This window comes from Pseudomonas sp. RA_5y_Pfl1_P24, assembly GCF_963970945.1.
Classification (GTDB): Bacteria; Pseudomonadota; Gammaproteobacteria; order Pseudomonadales; family Pseudomonadaceae; genus Aquipseudomonas; species Aquipseudomonas tritici.
Genome location: NZ_CAXAOJ010000007.1, coordinates 212,108 through 226,773 on the forward strand (window position 1 = coordinate 212,108; position 14,666 = coordinate 226,773).

The 14,666-nt window shown below is 58.5% G+C and carries 14 protein-coding genes and 1 pseudogene; all 15 read left to right on the top strand.

The annotated features are described in order from the left end of the window. Positions 1-105: 105 nt before the first annotated feature. The 15 genes and pseudogenes from rnr (at position 106) to AACY30_RS14000 (ending at position 14,646) form a co-directional block, all read left to right on the top strand. Positions 106-2,742, top strand: a complete 2,637-nt coding sequence (gene rnr, locus AACY30_RS13935) for a ribonuclease R (RefSeq protein WP_339540499.1) — start codon at positions 106-108, stop codon at positions 2,740-2,742. Beyond that, a complete protein-coding gene (rlmB, locus tag AACY30_RS13940; RefSeq protein WP_065889097.1) occupies positions 2,739-3,500 on the top strand; it encodes a 23S rRNA (guanosine(2251)-2'-O)-methyltransferase RlmB in 762 nt (253 codons plus the stop codon). The genes rnr and rlmB overlap by 4 nt, the downstream gene beginning before the upstream one ends. Before the next feature lie 263 nt (positions 3,501-3,763). Then, a complete protein-coding gene (gene rpsF / locus AACY30_RS13945) occupies positions 3,764-4,186 on the top strand; it encodes a 30S ribosomal protein S6 (protein WP_003236224.1) in 423 nt (140 codons plus the stop codon). A gap of 28 nt (positions 4,187-4,214) precedes the next feature. After that, positions 4,215-4,445: a 30S ribosomal protein S18 gene (gene rpsR, locus AACY30_RS13950; RefSeq protein ID WP_002551829.1), complete on the top strand. Its 231-nt coding sequence runs from the start codon at positions 4,215-4,217 to the stop codon at positions 4,443-4,445. Between the two features lie 36 nt (positions 4,446-4,481). Further along, entirely contained in the window at positions 4,482-5,375 is an 894-nt protein-coding gene (locus AACY30_RS13955) for a hypothetical protein (RefSeq protein WP_339540500.1), read from the top strand. Between the two features lie 18 nt (positions 5,376-5,393). Then, positions 5,394-5,840 (top strand): 50S ribosomal protein L9, encoded by a 447-nt coding sequence (gene rplI / locus AACY30_RS13960; protein ID WP_003171376.1) that lies wholly within the window; start codon positions 5,394-5,396, stop codon positions 5,838-5,840. Positions 5,841-5,950: 110 nt separating this feature from the next. Beyond that, a complete protein-coding gene (dnaB, locus tag AACY30_RS13965) occupies positions 5,951-7,345 on the top strand; it encodes a replicative DNA helicase (protein WP_049710289.1) in 1,395 nt (464 codons plus the stop codon). Between the two features lie 97 nt (positions 7,346-7,442). Further along, entirely contained in the window at positions 7,443-9,746 is a 2,304-nt protein-coding gene (locus AACY30_RS13970; RefSeq protein ID WP_339415667.1) for a YgiQ family radical SAM protein, read from the top strand. A gap of 219 nt (positions 9,747-9,965) precedes the next feature. Further along, the gene (locus AACY30_RS13975) at positions 9,966-10,883 is read left to right on the top strand and encodes an NAD synthetase (RefSeq protein WP_339471483.1); all 918 of its coding nucleotides are present in this window, start codon (positions 9,966-9,968) and stop codon (positions 10,881-10,883) included. Further along, positions 10,883-11,326, top strand: coding sequence for a hypothetical protein (locus tag AACY30_RS13980; RefSeq protein WP_339415669.1), 444 nt, complete (start codon positions 10,883-10,885; stop codon positions 11,324-11,326). The genes AACY30_RS13975 and AACY30_RS13980 overlap by 1 nt, the downstream gene beginning before the upstream one ends. A gap of 81 nt (positions 11,327-11,407) precedes the next feature. Then, positions 11,408-11,512: pseudogene (locus tag AACY30_RS27470) on the top strand (hypothetical protein); the annotation flags it as partial. 236 nt (positions 11,513-11,748) lie between these two features. Further along, positions 11,749-12,669, top strand: coding sequence for an NAD synthetase (locus AACY30_RS13985; protein WP_339471484.1), 921 nt, complete (start codon positions 11,749-11,751; stop codon positions 12,667-12,669). Next, positions 12,666-13,112: a hypothetical protein gene (locus AACY30_RS13990; protein WP_339427248.1), complete on the top strand. Its 447-nt coding sequence runs from the start codon at positions 12,666-12,668 to the stop codon at positions 13,110-13,112. Before AACY30_RS13985 ends, AACY30_RS13990 begins: the two co-directional genes overlap by 4 nt. A 168-nt stretch (positions 13,113-13,280) precedes the next feature. Then, positions 13,281-14,204 (top strand): NAD synthetase, encoded by a 924-nt coding sequence (locus AACY30_RS13995; protein ID WP_339471550.1) that lies wholly within the window; start codon positions 13,281-13,283, stop codon positions 14,202-14,204. Then, a complete protein-coding gene (locus AACY30_RS14000) occupies positions 14,197-14,646 on the top strand; it encodes a hypothetical protein (protein ID WP_339471485.1) in 450 nt (149 codons plus the stop codon). The genes AACY30_RS13995 and AACY30_RS14000 overlap by 8 nt, the downstream gene beginning before the upstream one ends. The last annotated feature ends 20 nt before the right edge of the window (positions 14,647-14,666 follow it).

The window sequence follows — 14,666 nt, forward strand, 5'->3', positions numbered from 1 at the left end:
CGGAAGCTGTAAAGTGCTTTTAACGGCTTGTTCGTGCCTGAAATTTCCCGTTTCAATACGCGTATGCCAAACTAACCCGTATATAGACAAGGTGAAAACTCTCTAATGGCCGATTGGCAGTCCCTCGATCCCGAGGCCGCTCGTGAAGCGGAAAAATATGAAAACCCTATTCCTAGCCGTGAACTGATCCTGGCGCATCTCGCTGATCGGGGTTCGCCTGCTAGCCGTGAGCAACTGGTTGAAGAATTCGGTCTGACCACCGAAGACCAGCTCGAAGCCCTGCGCCGCCGTTTGCGTGCCATGGAGCGCGACGCTCAACTGATCTACACCCGCCGTGGCACCTACGCGCCTGTGGATAAGCTCGACCTGATCCTGGGTCGCATTGCCGGCCATCGTGACGGCTTCGGCTTCCTGATCCCGGACGACGGCAGTGACGACCTGTTCATGAGCCCGGCGCAAATGCGCCTGGTATTCGACGGCGACCGTGCCTTGGCCCGCGTTTCCGGCCTGGACCGTCGTGGTCGTCGTGAAGGTGTGATCGTTGAAGTGGTGTCCCGCGCCCACGAGTCCATTGTCGGTCGTTACTTCGAAGAAGGCGGTATCGGCTTTGTTGTGCCGGATAACCCGAAGGTCCAGCAAGAAGTGCTGATTACCCCGGGCCGCAATGGCGCTGCCAAGGTCGGTCAGTTCGTCGAGGTGAAAATCACCCACTGGCCAACTCCGCGCTTCCAGCCACAGGGCGATATCGTTGAAGTGGTCGGCAACTACATGGCGCCGGGCATGGAAATCGACGTTGCGCTGCGCACCTACGATATTCCTCACGTCTGGCCTGACGCTGTGCTGAAAGAAGCCGCCAAGCTCAAGCCGGTAGTTGAAGAAAAAGACAAAGAAAAACGCATCGACTTGCGTCATCTGCCGTTCGTCACCATCGACGGCGAAGATGCCCGCGACTTCGACGATGCGGTTTACTGCGAAGCCAAGCCTGGCAAGCTGCGCCTGTTCTCGGGTGGCTGGAAGCTGTTTGTCGCCATTGCCGACGTGTCCAGCTACGTGAAAATCGGTTCGGCCCTGGACAGCGAAGCCCAGGTGCGCGGCAACTCGGTGTACTTCCCTGAGCGCGTGATCCCGATGCTGCCTGAGCAGCTGTCCAACGGTCTGTGCTCCCTGAACCCGAAAGTCGACCGTTTGGCCATGGTGTGCGAGATGACCATCTCGAAAACCGGCGAAATGACCGACTACCAGTTCTATGAAGCGGTGATCCACTCCCAGGCGCGCCTGACCTACAACAAGGTCAGCACCATCCTGGAAACGCCGAAAACCAGCGAAGCCAAGGCCCTGCGTACCGAGTACGCCGGCGTGGTTCCGCACCTCAAGCAGCTCTATGCGCTGTACAAGGTGTTGCTGGGTGCCCGTCACGTACGTGGCGCGATCGATTTTGAAACGCAGGAAACCCGAATTGTCTTCGGTTCCGAGCGCAAGATCGCCGCGATCACCCCGACCACGCGTAACGATGCTCACAAACTGATCGAGGAATGCATGCTGGCGGCCAACGTGGCCACTGCTGAATTCCTGAAAAAGCACGAAATTCCTGCGCTCTACCGGGTGCACGACGGTCCGCCGCCGGAGCGTCTGGAGAAGTTGCGTGCATTCCTCGGTGAGTTGGGCCTGTCCCTGCACAAAGGCAAAGATGGCCCATCGCCGAAGGATTACCAGGCGCTGCTCGCGAGCATCAAGGACCGTCCGGATTACCACGTGATCCAGACCGTGATGCTGCGTTCCCTGAGTCAAGCGGTGTACAGCGCTGATAACCAAGGCCACTTCGGCCTGAATTACGAAGCCTATACCCACTTCACCTCGCCAATTCGCCGTTACCCGGACCTGCTCACTCACCGTGCGATCCGTAGCGTGATCCATTCCAAGCAAAACACCCCGCACGTCAAGCGTGCCGGTGCGATGACCATTCCGAAGGCGCGGATCTATCCGTACGACGAAGCGGCGCTGGAACAGTTGGGCGAGCAATGCTCCATGAGCGAGCGCCGTGCAGACGAAGCCACTCGCGACGTAGTGAACTGGCTCAAGTGCGAGTTCATGAAGGATCGCGTGGGTGAGTCGTTCCCGGGTGTGATCACAGCGGTGACTGGCTTTGGTCTGTTCGTTGAACTGACCGATATCTACGTCGAGGGTCTGGTGCATGTCACCGCCTTGCCGGGTGACTACTACCACTTTGACCCTGTGCATCACCGCCTCGCGGGCGAGCGCACCGGTCGTAGCTTCCGTTTGGGTGACACGGTTGAAGTGCAGGTCATGCGCGTCGACCTTGACGAGCGCAAGATCGACTTCGGTATGCCTGAGAAGCCTGCCGAGGCGCCGGGCAGCCGTAAAAAACGTGGCAGCGAACCTACTGCGCCAGCCGGCAAAGGCAGGGGCACTTCCGCGAAAGCGGCAGCCGCCGAGCCTGCGCCAGCCAAGGCGGGTCGTCGCTCGTCTACCAAGGAAAAGGCTCCTGAGGCCTACCGCCCAAGCGACGCAGCGGCGAAAAACGCCGAATTGCGCAAAAGCCGCGAGTTGAAGCAGCAGTTGCTCAACGAAGCCAAAAGCGGTGGTAAAGCGGTGTCTGGGGGAAAGTCTCGCGGGGACGAAAACCCGTCGAGCAAGCCAAGTAAGCACCGTAAAGGCCCGCCCAAAGCGGGTTCGACCCCCGCGAAAAGCGGTGGGTCGCGCAAACCTAAGGCCAAGTCATGAGTCTGGAAAAAATCTACGGCGTGCATGCCGTAGAAGCACTGCTGCGTCACCACCCTAAGCGCGTCAAGCAAGTGTGGCTGGCAGAAGGTCGCAGCGAGCCACGCGTGCAAGCGCTGGTCGAACTGGCCACCCAAAACAAGGTGGCTATCGGTCAGGCTGAGCGTCGGGAAATGGACGTGTGGGTTGAGGGCGTTCACCAAGGCGTGGTTGCAGACGTCAGTCCGAGTCAGGTCTGGGGTGAAGCCATGCTCGACGAGCTGCTTGACCGTACCGAAGGTGCCCCGCTGTTGCTGGTGCTGGACGGCGTGACCGACCCGCATAACCTCGGCGCTTGCCTGCGTTCGGCGGATGCTGCCGGCGCGCTGGCAGTGATTGTGCCTAAAGACAAGTCGGCCACCCTGACGCCAGTCGTGCGTAAAGTGGCCTGCGGCGCGGCGGAAGTGATTCCGCTGGTGGCTGTGACCAACCTGGCGCGCACCCTGGAGAAACTCCAGCAGCGTGGCCTGTGGATCGTGGGTACGGCAGGCGAGGCTGAGGTCAGCATTTATGACCAAGACCTCACCGGCCCGACCATTTTGATCATGGGTGCCGAGGGTAAGGGCATGCGTCGCCTGACCCGTGAGCACTGCGATTACCTGGTGCATTTGCCGATGGCGGGTAGTGTCAGCAGTCTGAACGTGTCGGTTGCTACCGGCGTGTGCCTGTTTGAAGCCCAGCGCCAGCGTGGCGCCAAGGCCAAAACCAAGCCTAAGAAATAACCAAGCCTAAGAAATAACCAAGTCTGGCGCAGGTCGAAAATATGGGAGCAAGCAAGCCCGCTCCCATATCTGTTTTAGGGTGTTTGGAGGATTGTTCAAATAATCACCAATCACCTTGCGCCGTTCCTCCCCCTTCTCTACAATTGCGCCCCTTGCCTTCCTGGCGGGCACCGATGTGCCTCCCTTTGGCAAGATCCATAAGTGTCATTCACTCCTTGTCTGACCGTTTTTGAGCGGCAGGCTACAACCCGTAAGGAGCATTCATGCGTCATTACGAAATCATCTTTTTGGTCCACCCGGATCAAAGCGAGCAAGTCGGCGGCATGGTAGAGCGTTACACCAAGCTGATCGAAGAAGACGGCGGCAAAATCCACCGTCTGGAAGATTGGGGCCGTCGTCAACTGGCCTATGCAATCAACAATGTTCACAAGGCTCACTACGTGATGCTGAACGTTGAATGCACTGGCAAGGCCCTGGCCGAGCTGGAAGACAACTTCCGCTACAACGATGCAGTGATCCGTAACCTGGTCATCCGTCGCGAAGAAGCCGTTACCGGCCAATCCGAGATGCTCAAGGCTGAAGAAAACCGCAGTGAGCGCCGTGAGCGTCGCGACCGTCCTGAGCACGAAGGCGCTGATAGCGCTGATAGTGATGACAGCGACAACAGCGATAACGCTGACGAGTAATCCACGGACCTTTTAAGGAGCCTATCAAATGGCACGTTTCTTCCGTCGTCGTAAATTCTGCCGCTTCACCGCTGAAGACGTGAAAGAGATCGATTACAAAGATCTCAACACTCTGAAAGCCTACGTATCCGAGACCGGCAAAATCGTTCCAAGCCGTATCACCGGTACCAAAGCACGTTATCAGCGTCAGCTGGCCACCGCTATCAAGCGCGCCCGCTTCCTGGCCCTGCTGGCCTACACCGACAGCCACGGCCGCTGAGACCGGGCAGTCGACAAGTAGTAAGGGATTGAATGCATGCGCGCCTTAGCTGAGTTCATCATGCGCGGTCGTGTGCAGGCCACTCTGGTAGTGGCTGGATGTGCAGCATTGCCGTTGTTGTATTGGTTGGGTGCTGCCGCTGGATGCCTTGTGCTCCTGCGGCGCGGTTTGCAGGGCGCCGTTGGCGTCCTGGCCCTGGGAGTGTTGGCCGCCTTGATCTGGTGGCTGCAACTGGGCGAACCCAAGGTACTTCTGGTACTGCTGGGGTCGTCGAGCCTTGCGTTGGTGTTGCGCGCAAGTGAGTCCTGGGTCCGCACGCTGCTGGTCAGCGTGGCATTGGGGTTGGTGTTTTCGGTGTTGATTGACGCGGCTTTCCGCCCGCAAATCGAGGCGCTGTCGCAAGAGATCGTCAAGATCCTGCCGATGGCCCTCGGGGAACTCTACCAGCAGTTGTCGGTAGATGAGCGAGCGCGACTGGCAACACTGATTACACCGGCCCTGATCGGCCTGATGGCGGTAATGATGCAGATCGTCAGCTTGTTGAGCCTGATGCTTGGGCGATATTGGCAGGCGTTGTTGTACAACCCGGGTGGTTTTGGTCGCGAGTTTCGCAGTATCAGAATTCCCGTGGGCTCAGCGATGTTGCTGCTTGCACTCATGGTTATCGGACCGAACCTCGGTTCGCAGATGGCCTTGATGGTGCTGTTTTGCAGCGTACCGCTGATGTTCGCCGGACTGGCCCTGATTCACGGGCTGGTCGCGCAGAAGCGCCTGGCCAAGTTTTGGCTGGTGGGGTTGTACGTAACGATGTTGCTGTTCATGCAGCTGATCTATCCGTTACTCGTGGTTCTGGCCATTGTCGACGGCCTGATTGATTTTCGCGGTCGTCTGGCGCCGAAAGACGCCGATGACGCGAACGGTGAAGGTTAAAAGTTAGAGGATTTTCACATGCAACTGATCCTTCTGGAAAAAGTCGCCAACCTGGGCAACCTGGGCGACAAAGTGAACGTTAAGGCCGGCTACGGTCGTAACTACCTGCTGCCATACGGCAAAGCCACCGCTGCAACCGCTGCCAACCTGGCTGCGTTTGAAGAGCGTCGTGCTGAGCTGGAAAAAGCAGCAGCAGACAAAAAAGCTTCGGCCGAAACTCGCGCTGCCCAACTGGCTGAGCTGGAAGTGACTATCACTGCCACCGCCGGTGACGAAGGCAAGCTGTTCGGTTCGATCGGCACCCACGACATCGCTGATGCACTGACCGCCTCCGGCGTTGAAGTGCAGAAGAGCGAAGTTCGTCTGCCGAACGGCACCATCCGCAACGTAGGCGAATTCGACGTAGCCGTGCACCTGCACGCCGAAGTTGAAGCCACCGTACGCGTTGTCGTGGTAGCTGCTTAAGCAAGACCCAACTGGCTGGCACCTTGCGTGACAGCCGGTTAACATCGGGCACGATCCTGTTTACAGGTCGTGCCTTTTGTTTTTTTACACACCCCTAATTCCAAGTGGCCATGAACGATATTTCAGCTCCCGAGCAATACGATCTGCAAACCGCTGCCCTGAAGGTGCCGCCGCACTCCATCGAGGCCGAACAGGCCGTGCTCGGTGGTTTGATGCTGGACAACAACGCCTGGGAGCGCGTGCTGGATCAAGTCTCGGACGGTGACTTCTATCGCCATGACCACCGCTTGATCTTCCGCGCCATCGCCAAGCTGGCCGATCAGAACTCCCCCATCGACGTCGTGACCCTTGCCGAGCAGTTGGACAAGGAAGGTCAGACCTCACAGGTGGGCGGTCTCGGCTACCTGGGTGAGCTCGCAAAAAACACCCCGTCGGTCGCCAACATCAAGGCCTATGCGCAGATCGTCCGCGCGCGGGCAACGTTGCGTCAATTGATCGGCATTGCCACTGAAATCGCCGACAGTGCCTTCAACCCGGAAGGGCGTACAGCCGAGGAAATCCTCGACGAAGCCGAGCGGCAGATCTTCCAGATCGCCGAAGCGCGGCCGAAGACGGGCGGCCCGGTCAGCGTCAACGACCTGTTGACCAAAGCCATCGACCGTATCGATACCCTGTTTAACACCGACAACGCGATCACCGGCCTGTCCACCGGCTACACCGACCTCGATGGCATGACCAGCGGCCTGCAACCGTCTGACTTGATCATCGTTGCGGGGCGTCCGTCGATGGGTAAAACCACGTTCGCGATGAATCTGGTGGAAAACGCCGTTCTGCGCAGTGACAAGGCGGTGCTGGTTTACTCCCTGGAGATGCCAGGTGAATCGCTGATCATGCGGATGCTTTCATCCCTGGGCCGCATCGACCAGACCAAAGTACGTGCTGGTCGCCTGGAAGACGATGACTGGCCGCGCCTGACCTCGGCGGTCAATCTGCTCAACGACCGCAAGCTGTTCATTGATGACACGGCCGGTATCAGCCCTTCGGAAATGCGCGCGCGCACCCGACGCCTGGTGCGTGAGCATGGCGACATTGCCCTGATCATGATCGACTACCTGCAGTTGATGCAGATCCCCGGCTCCAGCGGTGACAGCCGAACCAACGAGATTTCCGAGATTTCTCGCTCGTTGAAAGCCCTGGCCAAAGAATTCAACTGCCCAGTGGTGGCGCTGTCCCAGCTCAACCGTTCCCTGGAACAACGGCCCAACAAGCGCCCGATCAACTCCGACTTGCGGGAATCCGGAGCGATCGAGCAGGATGCTGACGTGATCATGTTCGTGTACCGCGACGAGGTGTATCACCCGGAAACCGAGCACAAGGGCATCGCCGAGATCATCATCGGCAAGCAGCGTAACGGCCCGATCGGCACCACGCGCCTGGCGTTTATCGGTAAATACACCCGGTTCGAAAACCTTGCGCCAGGCAGTTACAACTTCGAAGACGAGTAAATGAACGCCTCCAATTCCGACTGCAAAGGTCGGAATTGGTCAAATTTTGTGCTATATTCCGCGCCCGCGATTTTTCATCTCAACACCGGTCACCGTCATGCAAACAGCCAAGCCGTTATTTGACTATCCCAAGTACTGGGCCGAATGTTTCGGTCCTGCGCCATTCCTGCCAATGAGCAGGGAGGAGATGGATCAGCTTGGCTGGGATTCCTGCGACATCATCATCGTCACCGGTGATGCCTACGTTGATCATCCGTCGTTCGGCATGGCGATCATTGGCCGGCTGCTGGAGTCTCAGGGCTTCCGCGTCGGGATCATTGCGCAGCCGAACTGGCAGTCCAAAGACGACTTCATGAAGCTTGGCGAGCCGAATCTGTTCTTTGGCGTCGCGGCCGGCAACATGGACTCGATGATCAACCGTTACACCGCCGACAAGAAGATCCGCTCCGACGACGCCTACACCCCCGGCGGCATGGCCGGCAAACGCCCGGACCGCGCCAGCCTGGTGTACAGCCAGCGTTGCAAGGAAGCCTACAAGAACGTGCCGATCGTGCTCGGTGGCATCGAAGCCTCCCTGCGCCGCATCGCTCACTACGACTACTGGCAGGATCGCGTTCGTAACTCGATCCTGATCGACGCCGCCGCAGACATCCTGTTGTACGGCAACGCCGAGCGGGCCATCGTCGAAGTTGCCCAGCGCCTGTCGTGGGGCCACAAGATCGAAGACATCACCGACGTGCGTGGCACTGCGTTCATTCGCCGTGACACCCCGGCTGGCTGGTACGAAGTGGACTCCACGCGTATCGACCGTCCGGGCAAGATCGACAAAATCATCAACCCGTACGTGAACACCCAGGACACCCAGGCTTGCGCCATTGAGCAGGAAAAAGGTCCGGTTGATGATCCGGACGAAGCCAAGGTTGTGCAGATCCTGGCCAGCCCGCGCATGACCCGCGACAAAACCGTGATCCGCCTGCCGTCGGTGGAAAAAGTCCGTGGCGACGCAGTGCTCTACGCTCACGCCAACCGCGTGTTGCACCTGGAAACCAACCCAGGCAACGCCCGCGCGCTGGTGCAAAAACATGGTGAAGTGGATGTGTGGTTCAACCCGCCGCCCATTCCCATGACCACCGAAGAAATGGACTACGTGTTCGGCATGCCTTACGCACGTGTCCCGCACCCGGTGTACGGCAAGGAAAAGATTCCGGCCTACGACATGATCCGCTTCTCGGTGAACATCATGCGTGGCTGCTTTGGCGGCTGTACCTTCTGCTCGATCACCGAGCACGAAGGCCGCATCATCCAGAACCGTTCCGAGGAGTCGATCATTCGCGAGATCGAAGAGATCCGCGACAAGGTCCCGGGCTTTACCGGGGTGATCTCCGACCTCGGCGGCCCGACCGCGAACATGTACCGCATCGCCTGCAAGAGCCCGGAAATCGAATCCGCGTGCCGCAAGCCGTCGTGCGTATTCCCTGGTATTTGCCCGAACCTGAACACCGACCACTCGTCGTTGATCCAGCTGTACCGCAGCGCCCGTGCGTTGCCGGGTGTGAAGAAGATTCTGATCGCCTCCGGCCTGCGCTACGACCTCGCCGTCGAGTCGCCGGAGTACGTCAAGGAGCTGGTCACCCACCACGTCGGTGGCTACCTCAAGATCGCCCCGGAACACACCGAGGAAGGTCCGCTCAACCAGATGATGAAACCGGGCATTGGCAGCTATGACAAGTTCAAGCGCATGTTCGAGAAGTACACCAAGGAAGCCGGTAAAGAGCAGTACCTGATCCCGTACTTCATCGCTGCCCACCCCGGCACCACCGATGAAGACATGATGAACCTGGCCCTATGGCTCAAGGGCAACGGCTTCCGCGCCGATCAGGTGCAGGCGTTTTACCCGTCGCCGATGGCCACCGCCACCGCGATGTACCACTCGGGCAAGAACCCGCTGCGCAAGGTCACCTACAAGAGCGACGCGGTGACCATCGTCAAGAGCGAAGATCAGCGCCGTCTGCACAAGGCGTTCCTGCGCTACCACGACCCGAAAGGCTGGCCGATGCTACGTGAAGCGCTGACCCGCATGGGCCGCGCCGACCTGATCGGGCCGGGCAAGGAGCAACTGATCCCGCTGCATCAGCCGAGCACCGACAGCTACCAGAGCGCGCGTCGCAAGAACTCGACGCCGGCCGGCAGCCACAAGGTTGCGAAGGAAACCACCACCAAAATCCTCACCCAGCACACCGGGTTGCCACCGCGCGGCAGCGACGGCAGCAACCCGTGGGATAAACGTGAGCAAGCCAAGGCTGCGGCCATGGCGCGTAATAAGCAGGCGGCCAAAGAACGCACCGATGCGGCGAAGGGCAAAGGCAAGAAGCCTGCGCGCAAGCCGGTCGTGCCGCGTTGATCGCAGCCTGAATATGCAAAACGCCAGCCTCGTGCTGGCGTTTTGCTTTCTAGCGGGTGGGTAGGCTGTTTGTTAAGGTGGCGCGCATTAGATTGCTATCGCAGGCAAGTCACCTCCCACAGTGGACCGCCTTCCAATGTTGAAACCCGGTCAACTGTGTGCGGGCTTGCTCGCGAAGGCGTCAGTTCAGACACCACCTATTTCAAGGAAGATCACCCCATGGGGAACCCCCTGCTCGACATCGGCATGGACTTCAACCGCTCGCAATTCATGGCCCGCCAGCGCATTGAAAGCCAGATCAACCTGCCACGGCTGTTTGCGGCCATCGACGCTGACCCCGGCATCGTCGGCGCAGGTGTCGTGTATATCGACGCCGACTTCAATGTCGTGACCCTGCGCGAATTCAAGCCCATCTGCAGCATCAAGCCCAAGCGCATCATTCTTCGTGAAGCGCAGAAGTACATAGCCCCCGCACAGTTTGCCGATCAGGTGACCAATAATCCGCGTGAGTCTCGACTCGTGGGGGAGGCCGTCAATACGACCTTGTCTTGTGCCGGTGCGATTCTGGGCTGGATTGTGGTGTTCAGCGGCACTGTCGCCGTACCGTTCACGGGTGGCGCGAGCCTGGTAGTGGCGGGCCTCGGCGCCACCGCTGCGGCGGCCAGTACCGCGCAGTGCGTGGTTGGAGGCATGAGAACGTTCAACGAACTCAACGACCCGACCGCCAACGACGATATGGACAACGAGGAATGGTATCGCTATGCAATGCCGGTATTGGACGCGGCTTCGCTGTTGGGCGTCGGCGCCTCTTCCCTGACAACTGTTCGACTGTTGCAGGCTCGAAAAGCAACGACGGGTAGAAGCTGGTACGAGTTGTCCAAGGGCTTGACCCGGCAGCAACGTAAGGCGCTCACCAACGAGTTGCTAAGCCTGAAAGACCCACGCCTGAGCAATAAGCTGTTGAAGTTGCGCCAGCGCTCCGGTGAGTTGGTGAAGCGCTATTCGGCGACGCAGATCAATCACGCTACCGTTACGCAGATCAGGGATTCCCTCGGTGCCGCCATTGGTTTCACCGGGAGTGCCTTGTCCGGCAACATTCGAACCATTGCAGTAGGGTTATACGAGGAGCTTGAGTGATGGTGCGCCAAGTCTCGTTAAAAGCTTTTTTGGCTGAGTACTTCCCTGCGTTTATTTGCGCATTTTTCCTTGCCTGTTTTTCCCTATCCGCTGCCATTTCATTGGCATCGAGCACCTTTTTTCGCGGTGAACCAGAGCGAGCGCGTTATTCCTTTGTGGCGGCGGTTGTCTTGGGGCTGCTCTTGGCGTTCAGCCACTTCGTCATGATCAGGGGGAGAACCTGGGGCGTTTGGGCCATCGTCGCCTTCTACGTGGTGTGCTTTTTGATCGTATTACCGACCTATGGCTATCGGCCGCATATGGCTGCCTATGTCATAGGGTTACTGTTCCCAATGCTTGGACTGTTGTTGCTGAACAGTAAACGCCATCGGGAAATGCGCCGTCAGCTGCTGGAAATCCGCCACCTGCGCGAAGCCATGATCGCCAAGCACAAAGCCCGCTGACGGGGTAGATTCACCACCTAGACTCATACGCACGCCACACATCAGCGCATGCACCTTTGCACTGACGACGGCGCCGTTTAGAACTCGACGCCAGCCGGCAGCCACAAGGTCGCCAAGGAAACCACCACCCAGATCCTCACTCAGCACACCGGCCTGCCGCCACGTGGCAGCGACGGCCGCAACCCGGTCATGCCGCGTTGATCGCGGCCTGAACAAGCAAAACGCCAGCCTCGTGCTGGCGTTTTGCTTTCTAGCGGGTGGGTAGGCTGTTTGTTAAGGTGGCTCGCATTAGATTGCTATCGCAGGCAAGCCCGCTCCCACAATGGACCGCATTCCAATGTTGAAACCCGGTCAACTGTGTGAGCGGGCTTGCTCGCGAAGGCGTCAGTTCAGACACCACCTATTTCAAGGAAGATCACCCCTTGGGCAACCCCCTGCTCAGCATCGGCATGGACTCCAACCGCTCGCAATTCATGGCGCGCCAGCGCATCGAGAGCCAGATCAACCTGCCGCGCCTGTTTGCGGCCATCGACGCCGACCCAGGTATCGTTGGCGCCGGCGTCGTATACATCGACGCCGACTTCAACGTCATTACCCTGCGCGAATTCAGGCCCATCTGCAGCATCAAGCCCAAGCGCATCATTTTGCGTGAAGCGCAGAAGTACATTGCGCCAACGCAGTTTGCTCAACATGTCGTGAGCAATCCTCGAGAATCGAGACTGATTGGCGAAGCCGTGAATACCGGACTTTCCTGCTTGGGGGCGGTCATCAGTTGGGCTGCGATCGCCAGTGGAACCATTCTGGTGCCTTTCAGCGCTGGCGCCAGTTCCGTCATCGTTGTAGTGGGGTATGCGGCTGCCGGCGCGAGTACGCTTCAGTGCTTTAACGGCATTGCCCGAACAGCGCTGGAAGTCGCCAAACCTGAGGTCAAGGATTCGCTCGACAGTGAAGGCTGGTACCAGAATTCGTCCATCGTGCTGGACGCCGTATCACTGGCAGGCGTGGGCGCTTCGGCCCTGACGACGGTCAAGCTGGTCAGGGCCGCCAAAGCATCGACGGGCAAGAGCCTGCGTGATGTGCTTCGCGGTTTGAATCGCCAGGAAAGAGCCAAGCTGACGAAAGAGCTGCTGAGCATCAACCATCCCAGCTTGACCGCGAAGATGATCAAATTGAGGCAGGCGTCGGGCGAACTCACCAAGCGTTTCACCCCTACGCAGCTCAAGCACAGCACCACTACCCAGATCAAAGACGTCCTGGGCGCAAGCGTTGGGTTTGGCGGGAGTGCCTACTCCGGAAACGTCAACACCATCGCGATTGGACTCTACGAGGAGGTAAGCGAATGAGCGAATTGATGACGCTACGCGACTTTTTCAGGCAATACTTTCTGACGTTTATGGGCGGCGTATTTGCTGCGTGTTTTTCTTTGGCGTTGGCTGTGGCGCTGGCGTTCATCACCTATTTTCGTGATGCGCCCATTGCTCAAGTGGGGCTCAAGATCATGTCTGCCGGGGCGCTGCTCATTCTGTTGACGGTCCATAGCAACTTTATGATTTTGCGGGGCCGACCCTCCTGGGTGTGGGTAATGGTCGGTATCTACATCGCCTGTCTACTGTTTGTAGTTCCGATGGTTCAATTCCAGCCTCACAAAGTCCTTTATGGGTTGGCGCTGTTATTCCCATTGCTCGGATTATTGACACTTAACAGCAAGGTTCAACGAGAGATGCGCACGAAACTCGTGGGAATCCGTCGCATTCGGCAGGCGGTCCGATCAAGTAGTCGCATGTGAAGGAGTCGCCTTCGACAAATGGTTTCCTCGCCCGCTGTTTTCCCGTTCATAGGGACGATCAGATGGCGATCTTTTCCGATTCTCGCTTGGACTATGATGTGGTCGCCATCGCTGGCTTGCCTGCGATGAGGCCCGTTTGACCACCCTAACTTTCAAGGAAGAACACACATTCGCAACCCCCTGGCCGGCATCGGCATGGACTCCAATCGCTCCCAATTCATGGAGCGCCAGCGCATTGAAAGCCAGATCAACCTGCCGCGCCTGTTTGCGGCCATCGACGCCGACCCAGGTATCGTTGGCGCAGGCGTCGTGTATATTGACGCCGATTTCAACGTGATCACCCTGCGCGAGTTTCAGCCGATCTGCAGCATTGCCCCCAAGCGCATTATTTTGCGTGAGGCAAAGAAATACATCGCCCCGGCACAGTTTGCGCAACAGGTCCAGGACAACCCCCGCGAATCGCGCCTGGTGAGGGAGGCGATCAACACCTCTTTATCCTGTGCGGGCGCGATCATCGGTTGGATCGTCGTGCTCAGCGGCACCGTCGCTGTGCCTTTCACGGCGGGCGCCAGCAGTGTGATTACGGCCATCGGTTATACCGCTGCTACGGCTAGCACGCTCCAGTGTTTTGCCAGTGGCTATCGCGTCAGCAATGAGATCAGTGACCCCTCCAAAAATGACAAACTTGATAGCTCGCAGTGGTACCAGTACACAATGATCGCGCTGGATGCGGCGTCGTTGATCGGGGTCGGTGCATCGACGTTGACCACAATAAAACTGGTGCGGTTGAACCAGGCGACCACCGGCAAAAGTGTGCGGGACGTGTTGCGAGGATTAACCCGGCAAGAGCGCGCCAAGCTTACGAAAGAGCTGCTCAGCATCCAGGACCCGCGCATGAGCGCCAAACTACTCAAGTTGAAGCAACTGTCCCGCGAGGCGACCAAGCGTTTCACGCCCGCCCAGGTCAAGCATGCGACGGTGACCCAGATACAGGATGCATTGGGCGCTGCCATCGGTTTTACCGGCAGCGCAATTTCGGGCAATGTGCGCACCATTGCCGTTGGTCTGTATGAGGAAATGAGCGATGAATGAGCTACCGGGCATTCGTAGTTTTCTGACGCAGTATTTTCCGGTCTTCATGGGCGCGATTTTCGCGGCGGTGTTCAGCCTTGTGTTTGCGGTACCGCTGATTTTCGATAGTTATTTCCCACGCTTGCCGATGGACGACAACCTCAAGTATTCCTTCCTGGGCGGCCTCGCGCTGACGTGGTGCATCGTGCACTGCAATTTCATGATCGCACGCGGGCGACCGCAGTGGGTATGGCCGCTGGTGTCGCTGCTCGCACTTTGTGTGGTGGCGGTACTGCCCACTATCGCCTTTGGTCCGCATCCGCTGTCCTATGGATTAAGCCTGCTCTTCCCTCTGCTGGGGCTACTGCTACTCAACAGCAAACGCCACCGCGAAATGCGCCAGAAGCTGGTCGAAGTCCGCCGCCTTCGCCAGGCCATAATTGCCCAACACAAACACCGATGACTGGGTATATTCACCACCCA

Bases quoted from the DNA above. Each gene is read 5' to 3' on its own strand.
- AACY30_RS13955 (WP_339540500.1), top strand. From the start codon at position 4,482: ATGCGCGCCTTAGCTGAGTTCATCATGCGCGGTCGTGTGCAGGCCACT.
- rplI (WP_003171376.1), top strand. From the start codon at position 5,394: ATGCAACTGATCCTTCTGGAAAAAGTCGCCAACCTGGGCAACCTGGGC.
- AACY30_RS13970 (WP_339415667.1), top strand. From the start codon at position 7,443: ATGCAAACAGCCAAGCCGTTATTTGACTATCCCAAGTACTGGGCCGAA.
- rlmB (WP_065889097.1), top strand. From the start codon at position 2,739: ATGAGTCTGGAAAAAATCTACGGCGTGCATGCCGTAGAAGCACTGCTG.
- AACY30_RS13980 (WP_339415669.1), top strand. From the start codon at position 10,883: ATGGTGCGCCAAGTCTCGTTAAAAGCTTTTTTGGCTGAGTACTTCCCT.
- AACY30_RS13975 (WP_339471483.1), top strand. From the start codon at position 9,966: ATGGGGAACCCCCTGCTCGACATCGGCATGGACTTCAACCGCTCGCAA.
- AACY30_RS13990 (WP_339427248.1), top strand. From the start codon at position 12,666: ATGAGCGAATTGATGACGCTACGCGACTTTTTCAGGCAATACTTTCTG.
- rpsR (WP_002551829.1), top strand. From the start codon at position 4,215: ATGGCACGTTTCTTCCGTCGTCGTAAATTCTGCCGCTTCACCGCTGAA.
- AACY30_RS14000 (WP_339471485.1), top strand. From the start codon at position 14,197: ATGAATGAGCTACCGGGCATTCGTAGTTTTCTGACGCAGTATTTTCCG.
- dnaB (WP_049710289.1), top strand. From the start codon at position 5,951: ATGAACGATATTTCAGCTCCCGAGCAATACGATCTGCAAACCGCTGCC.
- rnr (WP_339540499.1), top strand. From the start codon at position 106: ATGGCCGATTGGCAGTCCCTCGATCCCGAGGCCGCTCGTGAAGCGGAA.
- rpsF (WP_003236224.1), top strand. From the start codon at position 3,764: ATGCGTCATTACGAAATCATCTTTTTGGTCCACCCGGATCAAAGCGAG.